This is a genomic window from bacterium, from assembly GCA_016873475.1.
GTDB lineage: Bacteria > Krumholzibacteriota > Krumholzibacteriia > JACNKJ01 > JACNKJ01 > VGXI01.
In genome coordinates this window covers 1-3,542 of sequence record VGXI01000272.1, presented here as the reverse complement: position 1 = coordinate 3,542, position 3,542 = coordinate 1, and the positions used below count along the sequence as shown (strand labels likewise).

At 73.0% G+C, this 3,542-nt stretch carries 2 protein-coding genes and 1 pseudogene; 1 reads left to right on the top strand and 2 read right to left on the bottom strand.

The genetic code is table 11. From position 1 onward, the window contains the following. Nucleotides 1–339 precede the first annotated feature (339 nt). Both FJ251_14530 and FJ251_14525 read right to left on the bottom strand, forming a co-directional pair. Nucleotides 340–690, bottom strand: a complete 351-nt coding sequence (locus tag FJ251_14530; protein ID MBM4118919.1) for a hypothetical protein — start codon at nucleotides 688–690, stop codon at nucleotides 340–342. Between the two features lie 233 nt (nucleotides 691–923). Further along, on the bottom strand, nucleotides 924–2,384 hold the full coding sequence (locus FJ251_14525) for a transposase (GenBank protein MBM4118918.1): 1,461 nt from the start codon (nucleotides 2,382–2,384) through the stop codon (nucleotides 924–926). Nucleotides 2,385–2,561: 177 nt separating this feature from the next. Here FJ251_14525 and FJ251_14520 point away from each other — a divergent pair. Further along, nucleotides 2,562–3,314, top strand: a pseudogene (locus FJ251_14520) (hypothetical protein). Nucleotides 3,315–3,542: the final 228 nt, after the last annotated feature.

The following is a 3,542-nucleotide window of genomic DNA, read 5'->3' as shown; positions in this document are numbered from 1 at the left end:
GGGGGGCCCTGACGTGAGTTTGCTGACCACCCAGACCTCGGCGCTGGCGGCAAACGGAAAGCCAAGGACCATGGCCGCGGTGGACATCCAACGAGCGAGACTCCGGTTCATGCGAGCGCCTCCTGTCGGGTTCTAGGTTCCTGTCCGGTCGCGGACTCTACCGCACCCTGCGTGCCGTTACGTCGCGGCCGGCTCGACAGCCCTGGCACCCTCCCGGGGCGCGCCCGGCGACGCGCGCGTGCGCAGCGTGTTCCCGAGGTCGCCGAGCGTGCATTCCCGCCACCCTCAACAGGCCGAGAGGCGTTCCCGCGCACGCCGCCGCAACTCGGACCGTCGGGTCTACTCGATGATCCCGCGGGACTCGAGGATGTAGTGGGCAGCGATGATGCCGAAGGACAGCCACTCGGCGTAGAAGAGCGTGAACCAGTCGAGCCAGTAGCAGCCGGCCATGGCCAGGACGATGCCGCCGACCAGCAGCACTTTGAACCACAGTTCCTTCTTCGGCGAGTACCAGACCATCACCACGGCGTTGCCTCCGAAGAACGCGACCGCGAAGGCGGTGTGGAGACGGCTGAAGTCGTCGTGGTTGAACAGCACCACGCCGATCAGCATCAGGCCCAGCAGCGTGTTGGGGCATAGGACATTCAAGCCCCCCACCCCGCGCCGCCGCGCCGCAAACCTCTCCCTCATCCCGACCATGACCTCCGCCAGCGCATCGCGCCGCACCCGAATCCACCGTTCCTGAGCTCACCGCCCGCCCCGCTGCCGGCTTCTGCACAGCGCCCGGCACCCCGGGGACGCACCGCGACTCCCGGCGTCCCCTCCCGCCTCGCCTTCCCGGCTGCTCGCTGACCATCACCACGGCCTCCGCGACGCGCTGCAGCCTGACCGCACTCGCGCCGGCCGTCAAGCCCGCAGCCCGGTCACTCCGCGGGCGCGTCCCACGACAGCTCCGGCGGGCCGCGCGCCGACGCCACCACCGGCGGATCGGCCGGCAGGCCCAGCGACTCCAGGATCGCCCGGATCACCGGGCCCCGCGTGATCGCCGCCACGATCCGCCGCCGGCCGCCGCAGGTCGGGCAGCGCAGCACGTCCAGGCCGAAGACCCGCCGCAGCAGCTCGGCCCAGGGGTGACGGCCGGCGCGGGGCGCCGCGGCCGCCGGCCCGCCGCGGCAGCGGGACCGTCTCGCCGGCCCCGCCGGCACGATGGCCGCCCGCAGTGCCGATGCCGGCGCCAGGACGCCGTGATACGTCAGCAGGTGCGCCCGCGGCGGCGGCACCAGCGTCGCCAGCCGCGACAGCAGCGCCCGCGGCGGCAGCACCACCGCCGTCGTCCCGTCCGACCACGGGTGCCGCAGCTCGTACTCCAGGCGCCCGTCCGGGCGCTCGTGCAGCCGCTCGGTCGCCAGCGCCGGGCGCGTCACGTACCGGCACAGCCGCTCGAGCGCCTCGCGCTGGCGCGCGCCGCCCGGCACGCTCACGCCTGCGTGCAGGCTGAAGCCCTCCTGCTCCACGCAGAAGGCGCGCGGCTCGCGCGGCGGCGGGGGACCGGGCTGCGCGCCCCGCCGCATCGCCTCGCGGCCCGTGATCGAGGACGCCGCCAGCTCGTCCAGCAGGCCCGGGGGCTCGGCGTCGGGCTCCGGCTCCAGCTTGCCCCGCCGGCGCAGCAGGCCCAGGATGCGCGCCCGCGCCGCCTGCAGCACGTCCTCCAGCTCCCAACGACGCAGGCGGCGTGCCGTGTGGAAGCGCGGCCGGCCGCCGGGGCCGGACGGCTCGTAGACCCCGTCCAGCACCAGCGCGTGGAAGTGCACGTTGAGGTTGAGGGCGCCGCCGAAGCGCTGCACCACCACCACCGCCCCGCCGCGGCCGTCGGCCACGCCCTGGGCCCGCGCCCGTCGCCGCAGCGCGCCCAGCAGCGTGTCGAGAAAGACGGCCCGCACCGCCCGGCACAGCTCGCGGTCGAAGGCCAGCACGAAGCGCAGCCGGAAGGGCAGCGTCAGCACCCACTGCCGCACCGCCACGGGGGGCAGCACGCGGTCCACCAGGTGCGCCGCCGCGTCGGCCATGCGACGGCCGCCGCACGAGGGGCAGATCCCGCGGCCCTTGCACGAGAAGGCCACCAGCACGTCCTCCCGGCAGGCGCCGCAGCGCACGCGCAGGAAGCCGCGGGCCAGGATGCCGCACTCGAGGTACGCCCGGAACTCGCGCCGCACGAAGCCGGGCAGGCCGGGGCGGCCGTCGGCGGGCTCGGCCGCGGCCAGGAAGTCCGCCAGGTGCCCGGCGACGGTGCGGTACAGCACCGTCGCCTCCGGGCGGCGGGGCCGCCAGGCGTCGGCGGCGGCCACCGGGCGATGCGGCGTGCGGGACCCTCGGGGGACCGTCATCCAGCAAGCCAGTCGGATGCACGCGGCGCGCGTGACGCACTTCCCCTGGTTCGCGCCCCCTGCGCCGCCCCCTTCCCTGCTCTACACTCCCGGCTCGACCTCCGAGGCCCCGCCGTGCCCAGCCCCCGCACGCTCGACCGCTCCATCCGCCTGTCGGGCCTGCAGATCCGGCCCGGCATGCCCATCTGCCAAGTCGACCTGCCGCTGGACCGCTACCAGGAGGAGTTCCGCCCGTACGCCGAGGAGTACCTGGCGCTGCCCGACCGCACGCCCGAGTCGGTGCTGCCGTGGATGGACCACTACCTGAAGCCGGCGCTGGCGCACTTCGGGCCGCGCATGATGCTGCTGGCGCACTAAAACAGGGGCGGCGAGATCGTGAAGCTGGTCGAGCGCTACGGCGGGCGCATCGCGGACAGCTACGAGCTGGCGCTGCAGGCGGCGGCGCACGAACAGGCCGAGCACGTGGTCGAGAGCGCGGTGCACTTCATGGCCGAGTCCATCGCCACGCTGGCGCACAGCCACCAGCAGGTGTGGATCACCAACCCGCGCGCCGGCTGCACCATGGAGCTGTTCGCCAAGGAGTTCCACGTCGCGCCGCTGTTCGAGCAGCTGCGCGAGCGCTACGGGCCGCGGCTGCTGGTCGTGGCCTACATGAACACCTCCGGCCGCGTGAAGGCGCTGGCCGGCCAGACCGGCGGCGCGGTGTGCACCAGCAGCAACGCGCGGCACGTCATGGCCTGGGCGCTGAAGGTCACCCTTCGTCGTAGTAGGTCGCGAGGTATGCCGCATCATCCGGCGGAAGTTCGATCGAGAGGTTGTAGCCCCGCGCTTCGAGCATTCGCGCCCTGGCCAGGAAGTAGTCGTACGACCACCCCTGCCAGATGCCATCCTGGCACTGGGTATGAAGCCAGTAGATGTCGCCAGGATTGAGCATGATGGTGAAGTCGTCCAAGAAGGCCATCGCCCAGTCGCGCTCTTCGGGCGTCGAGAGGAGATCTGCATCCCACGACCGGAGGAACGCCCCGTAGGGGGTGTCCGCCGGATACGCGAGGAGCATGCTCGTGCTCTCGAGTTCCTTGATGCGCGTCGTGAGCGCTGACACTTCAGCTTCAAGCTCCATGATGCGAACCCGAAGCGCTTCCTCGTGACACTCGTGGG